The organism is Hydrocarboniclastica marina (assembly GCF_004851605.1).
GTDB lineage: Bacteria > Pseudomonadota > Gammaproteobacteria > Pseudomonadales > Oleiphilaceae > Hydrocarboniclastica > Hydrocarboniclastica marina.
In genome coordinates this window covers 1,054,127-1,072,177 of record NZ_CP031093.1, presented here as the reverse complement: position 1 = coordinate 1,072,177, position 18,051 = coordinate 1,054,127, and the positions used below count along the sequence as shown (strand labels likewise).

Sequence of the window (18,051 nt, the reverse complement as noted above, 5' to 3'; positions counted from 1 at the left end):
CAGTGTTACATTCGCCCCACGCCAGAAGAATTAGACCAACGTATAGCGCGGACTAAAGAAATCAGTGTGGCACAACGTTCATGCAGCGTAACCTTCCCATCTGAGCGGTATACACTCCCGGCACTGGAAATTCAGCCCCTTGTGGCGGTGTCTTCTGACGCTCTCGCGATCCCGGCTACGCCTGAGAATTACTATTTGCCCATCTCTGCCCGCCACGCCTTGAGTTGACCAGAAAATGAGCAAACAGTAGGCACCCATCAGCGCGAATACAATGCAGGCCTGCTTATGTCACAGGTTGTGTTACGTCACAGGTTGCGGGCCAGCATAAATCTGCGCGCAGGCAGCTAATTCCAGGCAGCAATCAGCGTCGACTAACGAGGTAATCGTCTTGGAGCATGAGTATCACCCGCGCATCGTCAACGACATCAGTGCGCATTTTTATAAATCGTTTGCACTTGAACCGGTCGAGACCGCCCGGCAGCGCCAGGAGATGTTTCAGTTGCGGTATCAGGTCTATTGCCTCGACCGTTCATTTGAAAACCCATCGGATTTTCCCGATCAGTGCGAGCGGGACCTCTATGATGCCCGCGCTGTTCATGGCCTGGTCCGGCACAAGCAATCGGGGATCGCGATCGCGACCGTTCGCCTGGTACTTTCACAGCCTTCCCTGGGTCGCGGTGAGTTCCCTATGGAAGCGAACTGTCTCGACGCACTTAACGGCGAAAGTCGCCACCAACTCGGCGTAGTGCCCCGTGAGCATCTGGGTGAGTTATCGAGATTCGCGGTGAGCCGAAATTTCCGGCGCCGTCTGGGGGAGGCGGATAATCCGGTCGGGGTCAGCGACCGCATCAATTACGAAGACCCTGAGGCCGAGGGCAACCGGGCTTTGCCCTACCTGACCCTGGGCCTTTTTGCACTCATCGTCCGGCTTTCGGTGGCATATGACCTATCCCACTGGATCGCCGTAATGGAACCCGCACTGATCCGCTTACTTCGCCGCTTCGGCATCAATTTCGCGAACGTGGGGCAAACCGTCGATTACCACGGTCGTCGTAAACCCGTGTTCTCGGATATCTCAACGGTGCTGACAGGGATCAGGCGCCAGAGACCCGATGTTTGGAGTTTCATAACTGATGCGGGTCGCTACGACCCCGCCACCAGGAACGCTGCGTCAGAACACAAGCCAAGCGACCGGGATTGGTTCATCCCGCAGATCGAGAGGCGGCGCACACGGGGTTAGTGTCCTGCCCGCCAACTCGGCGGACGGACACACTCCTGGCGGGACTTTGCCTTGCTTCAGGCCACTCGGCGCTTACCGGTCTTGAGGCGATACAGCTTTCGCTCTTTCAATGCGTAGCGATTGAGCCCGGCAAGATGAATCTTGCGGATGTAGTGCTCCCAGTTAATCAGCCCGGAATCCACCGGGAACAGTCTGCGGTCGGCCTCAGTCATGCGCTGGGAGAGCGAGAGCAGCTTGTCGTTATGGAACACATATTCTGGCGAGCTATAGAACGAGAAAACTTCCGCGAGCTTCAGGGTGGTTTCGAGGCTGCCCATGACTTTCAGGTCGTAGCCCTGCCCCAACCTTTTCAGTCCTTTATCCAGCATCTTCAACGGCCGACGCACGCCCGTGGAAACCGCGTTGAATATCCGACGGTCCAGCGCGATAAACGGTTTGGTCGGCTGACTGGGGAACAGCCGCTCGTAAGCTGCAAAATTTTCCTTTGCTTCAGCCATCACGTGGTCGATGAACTCGCCTACCAGCAACGGGTTACGGGAGCCGCTGCAACACTGGTAAATGCGCTGCCGCGAAGGCTCAAGGATCTGCTCCGCCACGGCCATGATTATGCTATTGGCCACGAGGTCCGCAGGGATGACGTCTATAGTGCCACCACGCCGGCCGGGGAAAACCAGCACCTTTTGCTTGGCATAAGCCAGGATCACCGCGTCTGCGACCTTGACACCCTCGATCCAGCCCGGCGACGGCGACTGCAGAGTGCTTTCTATTATGGACGGGCGCAGTATTGTCAGGGTCGAGCCTCGCAGGGCTTTCAGCAGCAGCTGCTCGCCCATCCACTTGGTGAACGTATACGTATCATTCCAGCCATAGTGGTGCGCTTCGCGGATGCCAAGTTCGATTAGCTTGTCTTTCAGCTGGTCGCCGCTGTAGCGGGCTTTAACATCCGCCACTTTATCCAGAAGCACCTTGATCAGGTCTTCAACTTCATAGTAGCCATCTGCGTGGCGGACCAGGCGACCACTGTGCGGCCTGACCACGTCCTCGTGCATGTTGCCTTTATTGAAGCCGTTGACGTAGCAGGTCGACACCTGCAGGACAGGAATATCGCCCGCGTCCCTGGCGAACTCGATCAGATTGCGCAGACACAGCGTATTAATGGTGAGGGCCTTATCCAGCTCTTCACGAAAGTTCACGCTCGCAGCCGAATTGATGACTACGTCAATCTTGCTGGCCAGTGCCTGAAACTGTTTCTTCGACTGGCCGAAAAAAGGCTCCGTGATCTCTCCGGTGACACAGTGCACTTTGTCTTCCAGAAACTGCTCGAAGGCATCGTGGTCACGCAACTTAAGCTGTTCAAATACGGACGAACTTGCGATCTCGTTGACGAAGCGATCACGAGCAGAACGGTGCTTCTCGTTTGCCCGTATCAGAAGATGAATGCCACCAATGTCGGGTATGGTGTGTATCAGTTTTTCAAGGAGGACTTTGCCGAGAAAGCCGCTGGTACCCGTTATCAGGATCTGCTTTCCCTTTAATGCGGACAAAACGCGGGATTCATTCGTTGCGTCCAGACCTGAATCATTCATCGTTCTCAAACTCCTTCAAAAGTGTTGTCCTGCCCAGCCACAGGCGGGCCTCCTGCAGGCTGCCGGTGCGTGCAAGAACGCATCGGCGTCATCTAATGGAAACTGTCGGCACGGTAATCGGACGTGGTCCGGTTTTCTATAGGTAATGTGCGATGCAGCGCCGCCTGGACGGTAAACATGTGTTCGTGCCTGCGCTGATAGCAGGCATGAACTTTTACCTCAGGTAATTAGCTTACGCAAGTACCAGGCCAGATTTTCCATGACTAAACATACCGACCCACCGTGACACTTCCATAACGCATTTGCACTTTTTAGTTGATAAAAAGGGAGCGCACTTGCTGAGAAAAAGGGAGCGGGAGTCGGGCCATGCTCAGGCACCGCAAAAAGGGGGCGGCCGGAGAGGCCGAGAACGCCGCAGAAACAGACTATGACGGTTCGATAAAAACCCATCACGAAGACCCGATGCGAAGACCCTCCGACAGGCAGTTAACCCTTGCCTGGTCAGCGCCAGGTTCAACCGGCGCTGTGCCTCGGCAGGACCATGCCTGAATTGCACTAACCCTGGTCCGGCCCGCCCCTTTAGGCACCAGGCTGGTGCAGGAGCGGAGCATTTGGCCGCGTCATGATTTCTTCTGATCCAGAGTAGCCATGCGCAATTGTTCAAGCAGGCCATTGAGAGACGCGGTACTGGGCTGAGCTTTCAGCTGAGACAGTAGCATTTCCTGGCTACCATATACCTCTGCAGCATAGCGGTGGCTATCGCTGGCCTGTGGTCGCGCAGGTGGAGCCACGAGTTCAGCCAGCTGCTGAAAGTGTTGTGCCGCTGCGCGCCGCTGGGTGTCTGGCAGGCTCTCCCAGCGCATGTTAGCCAGGCCCGTCTGCAGGATCTCTATCATGTCTTCATCCAGGGCGTCGCCCAGAGCGGTAAACCAGTTATTCAGCGTTTCGTAGCGCTGAACAGGGTCAGCCTCGGCATCTTTAAGCCAAGTGCGAAAATGCGCTGGCCATCCGCTTTCATCGGAGGTGTTGGCGCTGGACTGTGCTACGGGGCCAGCTACTGGTTCTGCTACCGACGGGGCCGACGGCCGCGGGGGATGGCGTCTTTCAGTTCGGGTCAGCTCGGCGGTTTTTGTCCGATCGCCTTTACGCTCAACCAGTCTTGACCAGTACGCAGCAAAACCGAGAGACCTTGCCCGGCTGGATGCCAGGCGTTCCTCCAGGGCCTCGCCGGTTTGCCAGAAAGCCCGCGCGGACGGATCGGCTGCCGGACGGTCGACGACGGGGCGCTGCATCGCGACCGATCTGGCGATACCTTCGTCCCGACAAACACAACTCAGATAATTGCAGGTTAGCCCGATATAGCGGCCGACGGCGGTCGAGAAGCGACGATACACGGCCTGCGCGTGGTCATGATCGCGTGCCATGTTGACGACAACGCTCAACTCTCGCCGATAACCGCGCCGATGGAGCAATCGCAGTAAAGAAAATGCATCCGTAAGCGACGTGGGATCTGGCGTGATCAGAACGACCGTGAGATGGGCCGCAGCGATCATATGCAGCGCCGAGGTACGCAGGCCCGCGGCAGTGTCAATGATCACCCGGTCGTAGTCGGCCTCCAGCGCGGACAGCTCCTGCAGGAAGCGCTGTTGCTCGCTGACCGGTCGGTCCAGGCAGTCCTGAACGCCCGATGCCCCGGGCAACAGGTCCAGGTTGTCGCAGACCGGCAGCAGTATGTCCCGGAGCGGAACCCCGCCGGCAACGGCGAGTTCGAGCGTAGCGCTAGGATAAAGGCCTAGCATGACATTGACGTTGGCTAGTTCCAGATCGCCATCGAGCAACAGCGTGCGATAACCCTGCCGGGCCAGGACCATGGCCAGATTGAGAGCGAGCGTTGTTTTGCCGACCCCGCCCTTTCCGCCAGCAACTGTTATAGTCACTGCGCGGCCAGAGGGCGCGACCACGCCGCCGGAGCTATCCTCATGGCGAGGCCGGGTGTCGTCGGTTTCAGTGCGGGCGGTTAAAGACAAGACTGTCACCAGGTGCCGCGAAACAATACGCGCGACCATCTTCTGAAGTGAAGGAGAGGACTATCTGAAGTGAAGGAAAGGACTACTTGCATCGGGCGAATCACACTCTGTGGCCTTCCAGAAAAACAGACGCGCATTACATTTGCAATTATAACGCGACCTGTCGAACAGACCCAGCGGTGCGCGGGCATTTGACAGAGTCGCCTGTAAAATGCTGTTAAACGGCGAAAATTTGGCTACGTTTTAACCTGGTATTCGAGCTAACATCGACAAGCTTATAAACTTTAAGCAATAAATATTTAATTATCCCGATTTCTTGTCTAGTATTCTAAACAGTGGATAAACATTAAAAAACGATGCGTCAAAAGGGATTACCAACATCCCGGTTGATCGGCACTGCGCCAGCGGCAACTGAATTACAGCGCAAGGCGACGGGTCGAAGCAGCGAATAAAAAAAAGCAGGGCACGAGACATCACCATTTTGCTTTTCTGGGGCTCAAGACATGCTGGCAACGGCAGAAAGCGAACTGCCCAGCCTGCCGCAGGTTATTCTACGCATGCTGGATGCATGTGATGAAAATGCGGACTATCAGGACCTGGGCAAGATAATCGGAAACGATACTGCGCTGACGGCCCGCGTTCTGGCACTGGCCAACTCGTCCTTTTTTCGTCGGGGCCAACCTGTCAAATCCCTGCACCAGGCGCTCCTGCGACTCGGCATCGAGAACCTCCGCACTTTAGTTATTACAGCTTCGCTTCGGCAATTCCTTCTTAAACTCGGCGGCGACCAGTGGCAGCAACTGCGCGACTTCTGGCGCCACTCGCTGGCAACCGCGCTGCTCGCCAGAGCCCTCGCCCAACTGACCCGTTACAGCAATCCTGAGGAGGCTTTCCTCGTCGGCATGCTGCACAACGTTGGCGAGCTTGTGATGCTGCACCACGCCGGACAGCCACAGGCCGAGGGCGACGATGCTAGCCCTGTTGTAGCCGATGCGGCTGAAATCGGGGCGAATATGGCCAGCAACTGGGGGCTGAGCCCACTCGCTACGGATGCCATTCGCTATCAGCAGATGCCAGCCTCGAACCTGAGTGACACCGCCCATCTGGTGAAGCTGATCAGCCTGGCGACGCGACTGGCGATGTCCGACAAACACGGCGTCGATGCCGCGCAAACGCTGTTCGGTCTGACCGCCGCCCTGACCCGCGAAATATCCAAGCGCATCGAGACGGAAGTCGACAGCCTTGCTGAAGGCCTTGGCATTGCCCTGGACGCTGACTGCGGGGCAGATAGCGCTCGCGAAAAACTGCTACGCCGGCTGGTCCAGCATGGCATGGTCGACCAGGCTGCACAGCCGCTGATTCAGGCTGAGAACGAACCATCCCTGTACAGCGCCCTCGTTCATGCTGCGGAATTGCTGTGCGAGGGCTCGGCGCTGATCTTCGTGGTCCAGGATGAATGGCTTGTCGCGGGTGCTGTTTCCGGCTGGCCCGAACTGGACCTGCGGCTGCCGCTGGAACCGGTGCGCAGCCTGGTCGCCCGTTGTGTCGCTGCGGGTGCACCTCAGGTTATAGGCCACCCTGACACTGCGGACCTTACCGTCGACCAGCAACTACTGAACCTTCTCGAGAGCCGGGCCGCCTATGCCGTGCCGGTCGTCATTGAAAAGCAGACTATTGGCGTCATTGTAGGAGGTTTCGACACCAGCCCTGACGCCGACCGTCGCGCCCTGCTGGCGTTACTGGCCACCCGTGCCGGACGTGCTTTCCAGGCCATTGGCGAGCGCCAGCCCGAACCCGGGCTCGATTTTGGCTCAGATGAAATGGACTCGCGTCTGCGTCTGCGTCAATTGATACACGAAGTCAGTAACCCGGTGACCGTCATAAGGAACTATCTGGGAACGCTGCAAAGCAGGCTCAGCGAAAACGATGCCGCCCGGACCGACCTCGACGTGGTCACAGAAGAGCTCGACCGCATTGCGACGCTGCTGGTGCAATCCCGTGACCTGCATGAGGCACCCGGGCAGCCGTCCGACACTGTCGATCTGGTGCGGGAGGTGCAAAGTCTGATGGACCTTCTCGACAGCGCACTGTTTGCAAATCACGACATAGAGTCTGACGTTCAGGCCCCTGGTGAACCCGTAGGAATCGCGATGTCGCGCGGTTCGCTCAGGCAGATCCTGCTGAATCTGGCGCGCAATGCAGCGGAGGCGATGCCCGGTGGTGGCAACCTGACTGTCTCCATCCGCGCGAATGTGTGGCAAAACGGCCAGACATGGGCTGAGCTTACGCTTGAGGATGATGGTCCGGGGCTTCCCGAGTCTGTCCGCAGCCAACTGTTCAAGCCACTCACTTCGAGCAAGGGCAAAGGTCACAGCGGCCTGGGGCTGAGCATCGTCAAGCGTCTTGTTGACGCCAGCAACAGCACTATAAGCTGCTATACCGGTACCACCGGCACAGGCTTCCGAATACTTATTCCGGTGGCCAACACCGCCTCGCAAGAGGTCGCTGGACAGTGAATAACTATAGTTCCAGAGTGATGCACCGGCTAAAGCTGTTTAGCCTGATGACTTTAATTAACCTGAAATCCGTATCGCCATGACAACGATAAGGCCCGCCCTAGACGACAGTAGCCAACAGCCAAAGCTGTTGGTTGTAGACGATGATCCCCGCCTGCTCGAGAGCCTGAGTCAGTTGCTGCAGGCCAGCGGATTCGTGGTGGATGCGGCCCAGGGCGGTCGGGCGGCCTGTCGTCAGATTGAAGCCCAGAGTTATGACCTGGTTCTGTTGGACATGCGTATGCCTGACATGAACGGGTTGCAGGTTCTGGCATACCTGCAGAAGGCGCAGATTGATGTGCCGGTCGTCGTGGTCAGCGGTGAGGCATCCTTCGGAACAGTCAGTAAGGCGCTACGCCGGGGTGCCTACGATTACATCAAGAAGCCCTACATTGCCGACGAGCTGATCGCGACAGTGCGAAGCGTGCTACGCAAGCGGATGCTTGAGCGCGCCCACGCCGACGTTCAGCATCGCCTGAAGAAGTCGGAAGAGCTCCACCGTTATATCGTCAACAGTTCGCCCGATATCGTGTTCATGCTCGACCAGCGGGGACGCTTCTGTTTCCTTAACAGTAAAGTCGAAAGCCTGCTCGGTTACGGCTGCGGCGAACTGATGGGGCGCCACTACCGCACACTCATTCACGACCAGGACCTGCCAAAGGCGTCCTGGGCGTTCAGCGAAAGCGAGATAGGCACAGAAAACCCACGCAACCTTGAGCTGCGCCTGAAAACCCGCGGCAGCCGCAAGGCCAATCGACATTTCGAGGTCACGGTTTTTCCCATCGAAGGGCCAGCGCAGTCACCCAACGGCGCTACCGACATCGGCGCAGGCTCAAACGGAACGTTCCAGATATACGGCATTGCCCGGGATATCACCGAACGCAAGGAAGCCGAAGCCTTTATCACCTTCCAGGCTTACCATGACCTGCTGACCCGACTACCGAACCGCGCCCTCTTCAAAGACCGGCTCACGTTGGCGATCACCCAGGCCAAACGCAGCAAGCAGAAGCTTGCGGTCATGTTCCTCGATCTCGACAGATTCAAGGTGGTCAACGACACCCTGGGGCACGCCATGGGCGACCGGTTGCTTCAGGCGGTGGCTCAGCGGCTGGAGAGCTGCCTGCGCCGGGGCGACACCCTGTCCCGTTTCGGCGGCGACGAGTTTACGCTTCTGTTACCCGCCATTGCGGGCGAGGAAGACGCCAGTCTCATTGCAAACAAGCTGATCGAAGCGCTGAAAGCACCGTTCAAGCTGGGAGACCATGAGGTATTCGTAGGCATCAGCATCGGCATCGCCATGTTCCCGACTGCCGGCAAGACACTCGAAGACCTGATCCAGCATGCCGACGTCGCGATGTACCATGTAAAAGGCCGGGGGAAGGACGACTTCCAGTTTTACGTCGATACCATGAACGTGGATACCAGCAACCGGCTTAGCCTGGAACGGGATCTTCGCCGTGCGCTGGAACAGCAGGAGTTGCGCGTCTACTACCAGCCCCAGATGTGCGCCCGAACCGGACGCCTGATGGGCGTCGAGGCACTTGTACGATGGCAGCACCCCGAACTGGGCCTGCTCTATCCTCGCGACTTCCTCCCCCTGGCAGAAGAAACCAAACTCATCGGGGACCTCAGCGAGTGGGTGCTCAAGACCGCCTGTGAGGAGCTTCAGCCATGGATTGCCAAGTATCGGGCTGACACATTGAGGCTTTCAGTCAACGTTTCACCCATGCAGGTGGAGCATCCCAACTTCGTGGATTCCGTGCTGAAACTGGTCGACGGCTGCAATTTCCCGGCAGATCATCTCGAGATCGAGATCACCGAAAGCATGATCATGAACGACCTGGAACAGATCAGCAGGAAGCTCGGGCAACTCGCTGACCGGGGCGTGCGCATAGCGATCGATGATTTTGGCACTGGCTACTCCTCCCTCAACTATATTCACCGCCTGCCCATACATACGCTCAAGGTTGACCAGTCTTTCGTACGGGACATTCGCCGGGGCGACGACGGGGCCTGCATTGTCAATGCGATAGTAGCCATGGCCAAAGGCCTTCAGCTTCAGATCATTGCCGAAGGGGTAGAAACTGAAACCCAGCTGCAGTATCTGCGGGATCTGGGTTGCCATGAGGTCCAGGGATTCTTTTACGGCGCGGCGAGGCCCCTCTCAGAGCTTGCGCAGTATCTGCCTGAGCAGAAGGCCGCACAGATCATCTGAAGCTGAATCTTCGTTCAAAATATGTATTGGCCTCAATGGTAGCGATCACTTTGAGGGATCGGCAAACAAAAAATAATTGTCAGACAATCTTAACAAACCCTTGATTTTAGTTGTAAAATCCAGCTAAATTTTCCAGAAATAGGGCCAAACTGCGGTCTGTTCCACAATTTTTGTCCCCACTTCCCTCTAAGCTTTATCTACGAGCCAGCACGCCTGGGCGCAAATTCTGTTTCGACTCCGCCAGCGCTTTCTGACGGACGAAAAACGGGCCCGGTGCAAGAGCAGAGAAAAAAGGTTGAGGAAGAATGGCAGATAAATATAAATACATTGGCCCCGTTTACGATTTCCTGAGCAATCTTTACAGCGGTAAATCCATCCATAGTTGCAAAACGGCGATGCTGGGTGTTGAACACCTCAAGCCTGGTGACCGCGTTGTCTTCGCCGGGGTCGGACACGGCCGGGACGCGCTCCGTGCCGCAGAGCTTGGAGCCGAAGTAACTGTTGTAGACCTTTCTGAGACCATGCTCAGGAAGTTCACTGAAGTCCAGAAGCGGGACGCACCCCACCTCGACATTCGCAAAGTCCATTGCGACATCATGAAATTTGAAGAGTTCGAGCACTACGATATGGTGATCGCGAACTTTTTCCTGAACGTTTTCGACGAAGAGATGATGCAACGGGTGCTGGCCCACCTGATCAAGTTGGGCAAGCCCGGCGCAAAGCTGGTCGTGGGCGACTTCAGCTACCCCAGCGGCAACATCTTTGCCCGGTCTTTCCAGCGCGTTTACTGGTATGGCGCCGTGTTCACCTTCTGGCTGTTTGCGAAAAACGCTTTCCACAACATCTACAACTACCCGGAGTACATGCAACGCCAGGGTCTCAGGATTGACGAAAAGAAGCATTTCAAGATGCTAAAAATGAACTGCTACTGGTCGATCCTTGGCGTCAAGGAAGCCTGAACAAGGCCATAAAAAAATGCGCTTCCGGGAGATGAGCATGAACGACAAGATTCTATCGCTGGATAACGTACAGAGCATCGCACCAGGTAAATTCACGTTCTCAGAACGGGTCGAATACCTCAAGCAGTTCGGCAAGCACACACAGTCCTTCTCGACGTTGCAGCCCAACATGCAGTATTTCGACCTCCCTGGCATTGGCTATATCGGCTACATGAAGAAATGGGGCATGACATTTGTTCTGTCAGACCCCGTCTGCGCACCGGAACACTTCGAACTTTTGCTCAGCCGGTTCCATAAACGCTATCCCCGCGCGTCCTTTATCCAGGTCAGCAAGCCTGTAGTCGACATACTGCACACCCGGCTTGGCTACTACGGCACCCAGTTCGGTAGCGAAGCGCGGGTTGATCTCACCAAGTGGTCACTTACCGGTAAAAAGAAGCAGATCATCCGGACAGCACTGAACCAGGCCGAGAAAGCCGGCATGACGGTGAAAGAGCGCTATAGCGACGATCACACCCGCGAAATCTCCGAGGCGTGGATCCAGACCCGCAAGTGCAAAAGCAACGAGATCCGGTTTCTGATTCGTCCTATGGAAATGAGTTACCGGGAGAACGAGCGGCATTTTTATGCTTACCAGGACGGCAAGGCGGTCGGTTTCATCTACTTCGACCCCGTATACGACCGCAACAAGATCGTAAGTTACGTGCCCAACATTTCCCGCGCCAATGCCGACTTCAAGCAAGGCATCTTTTACACGCTAATGGCGCATGCTATGACAGTTTTTCAGGCCGAGGGCATACCCTACCTGGACCTTGGGCTGATCCCGCTGGCTCTGCATGAGGACAACGAGCCCCAGGAAAGCAGCCTGCTGAAGAAAGCCATGCGGCTGATCTACAAGAAAGGCAACTTCCTCTATAACTTCCAGGGCCTTGAATTTACCAAGTCACGCTTCAGAGGCGAGGTAAGCAAAACGTACGTCTGTCACCACAGCGCGCTACCGATCAAAGAACTCTTTGCAATGTTCAAGCTGACCCGCCTCCTTTAAGGAGCACGAGCTCAAGGGGAAACTTTAGCGAGACGGTCCTGATGAGAACGCCTCGCGCCCGTTCCGCCGCCAGGAGAGCCGGGTACAGCTTGTCAGCGACGGAGCATTTAACCTGCCCCTTGAACTCCTCTCGCCAGCCCACGAGCACTGTCCGGCGCTGATGGCACGTACTCGGGACGAATTCTGGCAGGCGGCCAACCGGTTGCCGCCAGGTAGCTCCTGATCCCTGGAGGCTCTAAGCCGGTAAAGTAGAAGGAAAACTCTACAGGGTCCGCCTGTTCGGCCCGACCCAGTCCTCCGGCCGCCGACTGCTGCCAGAGGGCTTCCAGCCGACGCGCAATCGCCTCCCCTGAATCCACCCACCCGACGCCAGGGCCCAACACGGGTTCAAGCAGATACCGAATCAGCGGAAAGTGGGTACAGCCCAGGACGACCGTATCGACCTCTGCCTCGGCAAACGGGCGCAGGATGCGCTGACAGTCGCCCAGGGCAATTTCGCCCGTACCCATCCAACGCTCGGCCAGACGCACCAGTTCAGAACTGCCGATACGGGTCACGGTACAGTCTGAGGCAAACTCAGCAATAAGTTGGTCGAGATAAGGCCTCTGTATTGTGGCTGGCGTCGCCAGCAGGCCTATTCGCCGGTTCCTGGACAAGGCGGCTGCGGGCTTGATCGCCGGCACAACGCCAACAACAGGACAGGTGAGAATGGCCCGTAAGGCGGGCAATACGACCGTACTGGCCGTGTTGCAGCCAACCACGACCATATCTATGGGCGTCTCTGCCATTACACTACTGATGAGCGTGGCGCAGCGATCGATGACCAGGGACTCCGCCTGATCGCCATAAGGAAAAAAGGCATTATCGGCGACGTAAACCAGCTGCCAGTCGCGTAAGCGTTTGCCTAACGATGTGGCTATGCTCAAACCACCAATACCTGAGTCGAATACCAGAACGCGTGGGCCTCTGCTCATTCCAGGAGATCCCGGGAAAGCGCGGCCTGGATAAGCCTGCCCGCAATGGTCCACCTGCCCGGCACCGTCGGCAGCGTCTGTTCGTCAAACCAGTCCGCCGTCGCCAGCTCTTCTTGCTCCAGTACGAGGTCGCCGTCGAGATAGTCAACCACATAGCCCAGCATCAACTGATGCGGGAAAGCCCATGACTGGGACTCGACATAGCGCAGATTTGTCACTGAAAGGCCGGTCTCCTCAAGCACTTCCCGGTGCACCGCTTCCTCGGCAGACTCCCCGGGCTCCACGAAGCCTGCAATAAGGCTGTAGAACTTGCCTGCAGAAAAGTGCGACTGTGCCAGCAGAACCTGCCCTCTCCTTCGAATTGCGACAATCACACAGGGCGAAAGCCTGGGAAAGAACCGGTGCTGACAACTATCACAGAAGAATGCCCGTTCTTTCGCGTGCAGCCGCGTAGCAGCCCCACAGCGGCCGCAGAACCGGTTGTCGCGCTGCCAGTGCAGGAGTTGCAAAGCCGTAGACGCAAGCGCCGCGAAGTCGGGTTGGCCCGCGGAAAGCACCGAGTGCAGGCCCCGCCGGGAGAATTCGGCGGGCGGCTCCGCCAACGCCACCGCGTACACATCCTCATCGTTCCACCGGGCTACAAGTATCGGCTCCAGAGGCTGAGTACCCAGCCGCGTCAGGTCGGCGTACCTGAACATGGGTTCGGCCGATGTCGCGTCCGCGCCAATCAACTCGTTGCCGGAAAAGACGAGCATCCGGCTCGCCGCCGTCGGCGGTGTGAGGTGCCAGACAGGAAGTGGACGCGACATAGGGTCTCCGATGATGGATCAGACGCTTGAGTTTAGCGTAGCCGGCGTAGTTTTTCAGCGCCGTCCGGTGCGTAAAGGCCGTTGTGCTCGCGGGCAGAATTGAGGCGCTTCGCTTTGCGGCTGACTGACTAACCAGTACACTTGTCGCCATTGTGTCGGGTCACAGCCGGAGATTTCATGGGCAGATTCCTGGGCTTGAGTGCCTGGTTTTTTACGCTGTTACGCAAGCTGCTTTTTTTATACGTACGCACTAACGTTATCGGCGCAAACCGCGAACAGCTGGGGCTGGATCCCCACAAACCGGTCTGCTATGTGCTGCAGTACAGTTCGCTGTCCAGTCGGCTTGTACTTGAACAGACTGTGCTTGCCAACGACCTGCCCTCCGCGCAGCGCCCCCTGCGCACGGCCAGCGGCGTCCAGCGCTCATTCGTTTTTCTTTATCAACGCCAGGGCGGGCTGTTCCGTCAGCGTCCACGACCCACGCTGACCCCCCGCTTCCAACAGTTGGTAAAGGCTGGCCTGGTGGATGACACCCGCGACGTTCAGATTGTACCGGTGTCGTTATTCTGGGGCCGTTCGCCTGACAAAGAGAATTCTCTGCTGAAGATTCTGCTGTCGGACAGTTGGGCCGTTGCGGGTCGACTGCAGAAGTTCCTCATTATTCTGTTGCACGGGCGCAGCACGTTTGTGCAGTTCAATCAGCCGCTCTCCCTGCGCCAGGTTGTTGAAGAGTTTCCCGACAACCGTGAGCGGGCGACTCGCAAGCTTGCCCGCATACTGAGGGTTCATTTCCGCCGGGTCCGGCAGGCCGTTATCGGGCCCGACCTCTCCCACCGGCGCACGGTCGTCAATGCGATCATTCACAGCCAGGCTGTGCGGACTGCAATTAATGAGGCCGTAGAGCGGGATAAAATTTCCCGAGCAAAGGCCCGCAAGCATGCCCAACACTACGGCTGGGAGATCGCCTCCAACTTTTCCATGGTCACTGTGCGGCTGTTCGAGGTGCTTCTGGCCTGGTTATGGAACAGAATCTATAACGGCGTACAGGTCAATAACATACAGACCGTTCGGGATGTGGCTACCGATAGCGCTATTGTGTATGTGCCCTGCCACCGCTCCCACATCGATTACATGCTGCTGTCGTACGTGCTGTACAGCAACGGTCTGACGCTTCCTCACATCGCTGCCGGTATTAACCTGAATATGCCGTTGGTCGGCCCGATCCTTCGCCGGGGCGGTGCGTTCTTCATGCGTCGCAGCTTCAAGAACAATCCCCTCTACGCCACCGTATTCAACGAATACATGCATGTTATGTTCGCCCGGGGCTACTCGGTCGAATACTTCGTTGAAGGCGGCCGCAGCCGCACCGGGCGCACGCTGCAACCCCGCCCAGGGATGCTGAGCATGACGGTAAGAAGTTTCCTACGCGACCACCGCAAACCCATTGTCTTCATTCCGGTATACGTCGGCTACGAGAAAGTACTGGAAGGCCGCAGCTATCTGGGCGAGCTAAAAGGCCGCAAGAAAGAAAATGAAAACGTCTTCGGCCTGTTCAAGTCCCTGAAGAACTTACGTAACTCTTTTGGCCGAGTCAGCGTGAATTTCGGCGACCCGATCCATCTGAGCCGAACGCTCGACCAGGTCAAGCCGGACTGGCGCGAGGTCGAGTATGACGAGGACTATCGTCCGCAATGGCTGACCCAGGCAGTCGATACCCTGGCAAGCGAAGTCGTGACGGGGATAAACGCCGCTGCAGCGGTTAACCCGGTCAATCTGCTGGCGACAATATTGCTGGCAACGGAACGGCTGGCCATGGATGAAAGCATGCTGGCGCACATGATGGAGGAGCTGTGTCGCCTCCTGAAGGCGCACCCGTACAGTCAGAACATGACCCTGCCGAGCGGCACAGGTACAGAATGGGTTGCCTATGGCGAGAGTATGGGCCTGCTTCACCGCCAGCAGCAGAAGCTGGGCGACATCATCACGGTGGAGGGCAACAATGCGATATTCCTGACCTACTATCGCAACAATATCCAGCACCTGTTCGCTCTGCCAGCGCTTATCGCCTGCCTGTTCCAGAACAATAATGCGCTGGACCGGGACCGCATCCGATTCCTGGTGGGGTCCATTTACCCGTACATACAGTCCGAACTCTTTCTGCGCTGGAGTGTCGACGAGGTAGATAAAGTTATCGACCAGTGGATCGATGTCATGGTGGAGCAGGACATGCTGTCGCAACAAGGCCAGGTAATCTACCGCCCCGTACCCGGGTCAGCACAGGCTGTGCGATTGCGGGTGCTGTCGCGCTGCATTCTGCAGACACTGGAGCGCTACTTCATTGCGATCGCCGTGCTACGCAAGCACGGCCCCGGCAAGATCACCGCTGAGGAACTGGAAGAGCAATCCACTCTGATGGCCCAACGTATGTCGATACTCTTTGGTCTGAATGCACCGGAGTTCTTCGACAAGACGCTGTTCCGAAACTTTATTTCCAACCTCAAGGGCCAGGAAACCGTGACGACTAACGCGGAGAACAAGCTTGAGTACACCACCGGCCTGGACGATGTAGCCGAGGATGCCCGGCTGGTTCTGAGTTCAGAGATGCGACAGTCAATTCTACAGGTAACACAACTGGGAGGCTGACCGGTCGCCTGAGCCGGCGACGCTTTTTGCCAGACAGCGATCCTCGGTCAGGGATCGCCTATCGCAGCGATAATATAGACGTCGTAACGCGTGCTCTTGCCGGTGACAACCAGATCCGGGCGCGGCCCGGCGATTGCTGCAGCTTTGCGTGGTCGTTTGACCACCACCCGAAATCGCGCCTTCTTCAATGCCTGGGCCAGCAGTTCAGCGGCGTCGTCATCGGCGCCCACCAACGTTTGAAACGCGGTCATTTCTTTTTTTACGCTGGCTGAATTGCCGCGGTGCGGAAACATGGGGTCCAGGTAGATAACATCTGCCGCCGGCTCCGGCTGCGTAGCCAGCCAGACGCTGGCGTCCGCTTCGGTGAGCTCCATCTGTTGCGCAAGACCGCGCCCTTCGTCGTCCCTCGACAGCCGCTCGATGCCATCCTCCAGTACTGCCGCAACGATAGCTGAGCGCTCCAGTAACCGCACCGACGCGCCCAACGTTGCAAGAACAAAGGCATCCTGACCCAGGCCAGCGGTAGCGTCGATGATGGCCAGCGGCGTACTGCGCTTACCTACCCCCACGGCCTTGGCGATCAGCTGCCCACGGCCGCCACCGTGTTTGCGCCGATAGTCGGCCTTGCCGTGGAGAAAATCAGCAATGACCGGCCCCGGGGCGGTCTTACCCGTCTGCTGGAGGACCAGGCCACGACTGCTCTGAAACAGCAGCATGGCATGTCCGTGGTAGTGGCGCGGGTCCACTTCGCCCACCACCGGCAACTGCAGCCGCGCAGCCAGTGCCTGCCATTTCGGCTCGAGCGAAAGGCCGTGCTCACAAGCTACGGCGACGGATTTGATTGCGCTTGGACTCTGCATAACTGCCTGGTATCGATGAAGGAGGGGCATTATCGCACCGTGCTTGCCTTCGGCCAACGAAGCCACCTGCCGTCGCCTATTCGGCTGTTCTGAGCCAGGACATTGATCTGAATCAAGACTATGCAGCTGCTTTTCGTCGATGATCGTCGGTGGTCGAGCTGTTATGCGACAAAATAACTCGACCGCCATCACACTATGTGACATTGCTCAATGGCACAGTTGATAATGCAATTGCCTCAGCATATGATTCTTTCCACACGTCATCATGCAAAGGGTTGCTCCATGACTATTCAAATTGATCCGGTTCGTCGCAATCTGAAATTTCATCTGCCTGCCGACAAGGTCACCAACTGGAACCCCGCGGGCGTTCACGTGACCCAGTTTTACAACACCCTGTCGATTTTTTTCCCGGCGGGTGAGCGCTTCTTCATCCAGAGCGTGCGTAACTACCGCGACAAGATCAGCGATCCGCACTTGAAGAAACAGATTTCTGCATTTATTGGCCAGGAAGGTTTCCATACGCGCGAGCACGAGGACTACAACGAAGCGCTGGTCGAGGCCGGGCTGCCCGTCAAGGGCATGGACAACCTTGTAGTGAGGTTGTTGAACCGGGTACAGAAGCGACCGAAGGCATTGCAACTTGCAACCACGGTCGCACTGGAGCACCTGACGGCGATCCTGGGTGACACCGTGCTTTGTGATCCGGACCTGCTGAAGGGCTGCGATCCGCATTTTGCAGCAATCTGGAAGTGGCATGCCATCGAGGAGACCGAGCACAAGGCAGTCTGCTTCGACGCCTACGAAGAAGTTTTCGGCAGCGGCCTGAAGGCCTACTCGATGCGCGTTTTTGCCTTTATCGTGGCCAACTTTATCTTCTTCAGCCTGTTCTACCCATTTTACGCCCGCATGGTGCAAAAGAGCGGCGGACTCTTCAATATTAGGGGCTGGTTGACGTCGCTCAATTTCCAGTTTGGCAAACCGGGTGTCCTGCGGCGTATCATTCCAGCCTGGTTCGATTTCTTCCGTCCCAGCTTCCACCCCTGGATGCATGATAACCGCCAGTATCTGGCTCAAGCGGAAGCACTGGTGGAAGAAGTGGCGGGTTTTCAGAACGAGCAGGCGGGTCAGGCAGCCTGAC

At 57.2% G+C, this 18,051-nt stretch carries 12 protein-coding genes; 7 read left to right on the top strand and 5 right to left on the bottom strand.

The window, feature by feature from the left end; translation table 11 throughout:
- Positions 1–388 precede the first annotated feature (388 nt).
- Positions 389–1,240, top strand: a complete 852-nt coding sequence (locus tag soil367_RS04880; protein WP_172962268.1) for a PEP-CTERM/exosortase system-associated acyltransferase — start codon at positions 389–391, stop codon at positions 1,238–1,240.
- Positions 1,241–1,296: 56 nt separating this feature from the next.
- Here soil367_RS04880 and soil367_RS04875 read toward each other — a convergent pair whose 3' ends face one another.
- Together soil367_RS04875 and soil367_RS04870 are read right to left on the bottom strand one after the other, a co-directional pair.
- Complete coding sequence (locus soil367_RS04875) at positions 1,297–2,826, bottom strand: fatty acyl-CoA reductase (RefSeq protein ID WP_136547474.1); 1,530 nt, start codon at positions 2,824–2,826, stop codon at positions 1,297–1,299.
- Between the two features lie 620 nt (positions 2,827–3,446).
- Positions 3,447–4,853, bottom strand: coding sequence for a MinD/ParA family ATP-binding protein (locus soil367_RS04870; protein WP_172962267.1), 1,407 nt, complete (start codon positions 4,851–4,853; stop codon positions 3,447–3,449).
- A gap of 503 nt (positions 4,854–5,356) precedes the next feature.
- Here soil367_RS04870 and soil367_RS04865 point away from each other — a divergent pair.
- The 4 genes from soil367_RS04865 (at position 5,357) to soil367_RS04850 (ending at position 11,627) form a co-directional block, all read left to right on the top strand.
- On the top strand, positions 5,357–7,369 hold the full coding sequence (locus soil367_RS04865; RefSeq protein WP_136547468.1) for an HDOD domain-containing protein: 2,013 nt from the start codon (positions 5,357–5,359) through the stop codon (positions 7,367–7,369).
- A 79-nt stretch (positions 7,370–7,448) separates the two neighbouring features.
- The gene (locus soil367_RS04860; protein ID WP_136547466.1) at positions 7,449–9,623 is read left to right on the top strand and encodes a putative bifunctional diguanylate cyclase/phosphodiesterase; all 2,175 of its coding nucleotides are present in this window, start codon (positions 7,449–7,451) and stop codon (positions 9,621–9,623) included.
- A gap of 305 nt (positions 9,624–9,928) precedes the next feature.
- On the top strand, positions 9,929–10,582 hold the full coding sequence (locus soil367_RS04855) for a class I SAM-dependent methyltransferase (protein ID WP_136547464.1): 654 nt from the start codon (positions 9,929–9,931) through the stop codon (positions 10,580–10,582).
- Positions 10,583–10,619: 37 nt separating this feature from the next.
- Complete coding sequence (locus tag soil367_RS04850) at positions 10,620–11,627, top strand: DUF2156 domain-containing protein (RefSeq protein WP_136547462.1); 1,008 nt, start codon at positions 10,620–10,622, stop codon at positions 11,625–11,627.
- Positions 11,628–11,734: 107 nt separating this feature from the next.
- Here soil367_RS04850 and murI read toward each other — a convergent pair whose 3' ends face one another.
- Both murI and nudC read right to left on the bottom strand, forming a co-directional pair.
- The gene (gene murI / locus soil367_RS04845; protein WP_136547460.1) at positions 11,735–12,601 is read right to left on the bottom strand and encodes a glutamate racemase; all 867 of its coding nucleotides are present in this window, start codon (positions 12,599–12,601) and stop codon (positions 11,735–11,737) included.
- Positions 12,598–13,410, bottom strand: coding sequence for an NAD(+) diphosphatase (nudC, locus tag soil367_RS04840; RefSeq protein ID WP_136547458.1), 813 nt, complete (start codon positions 13,408–13,410; stop codon positions 12,598–12,600). Before nudC ends, murI begins: the two co-directional genes overlap by 4 nt.
- A 177-nt stretch (positions 13,411–13,587) precedes the next feature.
- On the opposite strand from nudC, the gene plsB reads away from it, so the two are divergent.
- Entirely contained in the window at positions 13,588–16,053 is a 2,466-nt protein-coding gene (gene plsB / locus soil367_RS04835; RefSeq protein ID WP_136547456.1) for a glycerol-3-phosphate 1-O-acyltransferase PlsB, read from the top strand.
- A gap of 47 nt (positions 16,054–16,100) precedes the next feature.
- Here the strand turns inward: plsB and soil367_RS04830 are convergent, their stop codons facing one another.
- Complete coding sequence (locus tag soil367_RS04830) at positions 16,101–16,913, bottom strand: class I SAM-dependent methyltransferase (RefSeq protein ID WP_136547453.1); 813 nt, start codon at positions 16,911–16,913, stop codon at positions 16,101–16,103.
- A gap of 210 nt (positions 16,914–17,123) precedes the next feature.
- Here soil367_RS04830 and soil367_RS04825 point away from each other — a divergent pair, with 210 nt between their 5' ends.
- A complete protein-coding gene (locus soil367_RS04825; RefSeq protein WP_216642775.1) occupies positions 17,124–18,050 on the top strand; it encodes a metal-dependent hydrolase in 927 nt (308 codons plus the stop codon).
- Position 18,051: the final 1 nt, after the last annotated feature.